Raw genomic sequence first — 3074 nt, 5'->3', positions numbered from 1 at the left:
CAGTTAAGAAAGGCAAGGATAAATATGCGGATTATTAACACAACAAGACAACAGATATTAGGTGAACATATCAAGGTAGCAGCCAGTTTTTTTACCCGGATGATTGGACTTTTAGCTACGCCTAAGCTGCAGGAGGGAGCGGGGCTTTTGATAAAGCCGTGCAGCAGTGTACATACCTTTGGTATGCGCTATCCGATTGATGTAATATTTGTTGATTCTTCTCACGCAGTAGTCAAAGTGGTGGCAGGGCTAAAGCCCTGCTGTCTGGCGATTTCACTGGGCGCTAGCTATGTCATTGAGTTGCCTGAAGGCACTGCAGCCGCAGCCCTTACCCAAATTGGCGACAAACTGGAGCTTATCGAGTAACACTTGCTAAGCGATTGCGAAGGTCTTCCTAATTGTGCCGGGACTTTTGCAAAGCTCTTTTTGTCCTGTTGAGTCTGCTTAAAAAAAGAGTGATTTGGACTGTTCCAGTCCATTCGAGAGAGATAAATCATCACAATGTCTTTATTTAAGCAAGAAAGAGGGTCTATTGCTCGCTTAAGACCTACATTCTAACTCTTAACGGTTCCGTAAACCGTTAAGAGCGCAGACCTCCCCCTTGTTCAGGCCACACTCGTAAAAATAATGTTTTCTGCCGTCTCCCAATTAATACAATATGAGTGTTTGGGATTATTCAATAACCGCTGAAGACGTCGAAAATTTGATCCTAGTGATCTCATTCGTGCAACATATGCTAAATTGCGTGTTCCGCGGTAGTCGGTACGGCGAAGACCATAGTGGTTCACCAGCTCATTCTGTTTAGCTTCAATTTGTTTACGCAGGTTCATGCTTGCCTTAAACAAGCCCGAATTCTCTTCTTGCCGAGCCTGAGATATAATATCGTGGTGTTGATGAACAAACACTGTGCGTTTTTGTTTCCCGCCAAGGCATTTCGCCTCCAACGGACACTGATGACATGGCGATTTTTTCGTCTTGCGGATATGAAACTGTACTCCATTTTTTCCCTGGTATGCTTTCCCACAATCATATCCTTGTGGGCAGGTAAGTCTCTTTAAGTCGTCACTTACCTGGAACCCTTCCTCTGCTATCGTTGGACTTTCTGGTGTTCTTGCCGCAGGTGCTACGACTTTTACCTCTCTCGTTTTCATCTCTAACCGTTGTTCCACTGCTCCATAGTGCGAATCGCCAATGACAGTTGGCTCTTCTACTAGGGAGAGCGGCAATGAATCAATTAACGGAGCGAGAGTATCGCCGTCATACTGGTTAGCGGCGATTATGTCGCTGGCGGCAATAAAGCCTGTGTTGCCTATCTGTATCGAACCGATTTTGTAGCCGCGCCAGTGAATCTTCCCTTTGCAACCAAACCGAGCATCGACGTCATATGCGGAAATGACCAAATCTTTTATCGTGGACGTGTCAGCAAACGTAACGGTATTGTCTGCATGACGAATGACGCGTTCCTTCACGATTCGTGCTAAACAGCAGACGCGACTCTTTAACACGTCATCCTCCAAAAGAGCAGGATTATCTTCGAACCATTGAAGAAGCGAATCAATTGTCTGAATATAACTTGCTAATGAACTCGTTTCCCAATGTTTCTCCTGTGCTAGTGCTTCAGGCAAATCGGTGGGTAATTGACATATATGCCCCTTTCTCTTAAGGCGACGCAATACAAACCTGACGGCTTGTTGAAGCAGATTAGCGGAACTTTGTTCACTGATGGGGGAAATCGAATGAGTCGTATCGGTTAAAAAGGGCTCTTTCCCTGTCAAGATTCCCAAGCAGTACAGTAGATAGATAAAACGCTGCAACAGCAGGGTATCAAGATTGCGTTGAATCAAGCGCTGCCGATGCACGAATAAACTAACTGCATCAATCCCAGACTCATCGACTGCCATGCCAAGTGCATATTTGAATTCCAGATTGACCTGTGTCTGTTGTTCCATATCGCGATCGGTGCTTGCGTGCATCTGTTGCAAAAGGCAAGCCAGCGTCATTCTCAGCGCAAATAAGCTGGGTCTGCCATTATCACGACTGTATAGACCCTCCAGATCCTCGGGAACTACGAGTAGCGGGGCGAATTCACGAAATAATCGGTAGACAGAGTTTTCCGGAATTAAGATATCCCACAACTCATCATAATTGTAAAAACTAGTTTGTACATGATCCCAGCGGAACATCACTCAACCCTCTTTCTACCTGTCTTTACTAGTAGTATTCGACGGCTAAGACCTTTTTTCTTTCAAAATCGGTGAAAAACAAGAGGGTTTTTAAGCAGACTCAACAGGACTAAAAAAGGAGTCTCCCAAATTGGAAGACTCCTTTTTTACATGATGCCCGCTTATCTTTCAGCCTGCCCTAAGGCAAAGCCAGTTTCCAGCGCTTTTTTATTGAGTTCTTCTGTGCCTTTAGGGACTCTGGCCAAAACAGCCTGAGTCAGACAATCAAGCCCGACTACACCGGCAAAACCGGCAAGCGCGCCTAAAGCAACGATATTGGCAACCATAACATTGCCTAGCTCATTACGGGCAATATGAGTTATCGGTAGTGCCAGTTTTTTTGCATCTACTGCTGGTTGAGTTTTAACCAGCGTAGTATCGACAATCAACCGGCCCCCCTGTTTTAAGAGATTAATATATTTGTCGCACGCTTCCTGGCTCATAGCAAGGAGAATATCTGCCGAGGTTGCTTTTGGGTAGTCAATCTCTTCATCACTGATAATGACTTCAGATTTACTGGCTCCTCCCCGGGCTTCGGGACCATAAGACTGGGTCTGGATTGTCTGCTTGCCATCGAGAATAGCTGCCTCTGCCAGAATGATGCCTGCTAGAATAAGACCTTGTCCGCCGGTACCGCTCAAGCTAATTTGCCACATTACTTATTCCCCCTTTTGGCCTGAACATGAGCAATAAGCTTGTCATATTCGGCAGTATATTCAGGGGCTTCAGACCGGTGAAGCTCACCGATTAGAAACTTATCTTTGAGCTGTTCTGGTGTGAGTTTGGATGCTGCTTGAACAGGAATAGCTTTTTCCTTCTGCCATTCCATCATTTTAGCCGCCGAACCCATCT

General features: G+C 45.6%; 3 protein-coding genes and 1 pseudogene. 1 reads left to right on the top strand and 3 read right to left on the bottom strand.

Features of this window, described 5'->3' with window-relative positions; all coding sequences use genetic code 11:
• The coding region (locus VN379_RS11575) for a DUF192 domain-containing protein (RefSeq protein ID WP_325533946.1) at positions 1 to 366 on the top strand (366 nt) is incomplete at its 5' end.
• 239 nt (positions 367 to 605) lie between these two features.
• On the opposite strand, the gene VN379_RS11570 is transcribed toward VN379_RS11575, so the two are convergent.
• The 3 genes and pseudogenes from VN379_RS11570 to VN379_RS11560 all read right to left on the bottom strand — a co-directional run.
• Positions 606 to 2183 carry a transposase gene (locus tag VN379_RS11570; RefSeq protein ID WP_325533944.1) on the bottom strand — a complete coding sequence of 526 codons (1578 nt, stop codon included), beginning with the start codon at positions 2181 to 2183 and terminating at the stop codon, positions 606 to 608.
• A gap of 161 nt (positions 2184 to 2344) precedes the next feature.
• A complete protein-coding gene (locus VN379_RS11565) occupies positions 2345 to 2878 on the bottom strand; it encodes a 2-oxoacid:acceptor oxidoreductase family protein (protein ID WP_325525384.1) in 534 nt (177 codons plus the stop codon).
• A pseudogene (locus VN379_RS11560) lies at positions 2878 to 3074 on the bottom strand (2-oxoglutarate ferredoxin oxidoreductase subunit beta); the annotation flags it as partial. The pseudogene VN379_RS11560 and the gene VN379_RS11565, both read right to left, overlap by 1 nt.

The sequence above is a fragment of the Sporomusa sp. genome, assembly GCF_035561255.1.
In the GTDB taxonomy this organism is placed as follows: Bacteria; Bacillota; Negativicutes; order Sporomusales; family Sporomusaceae; genus Sporomusa.
This window is presented reverse-complemented; position numbering and strand designations above follow the sequence as displayed.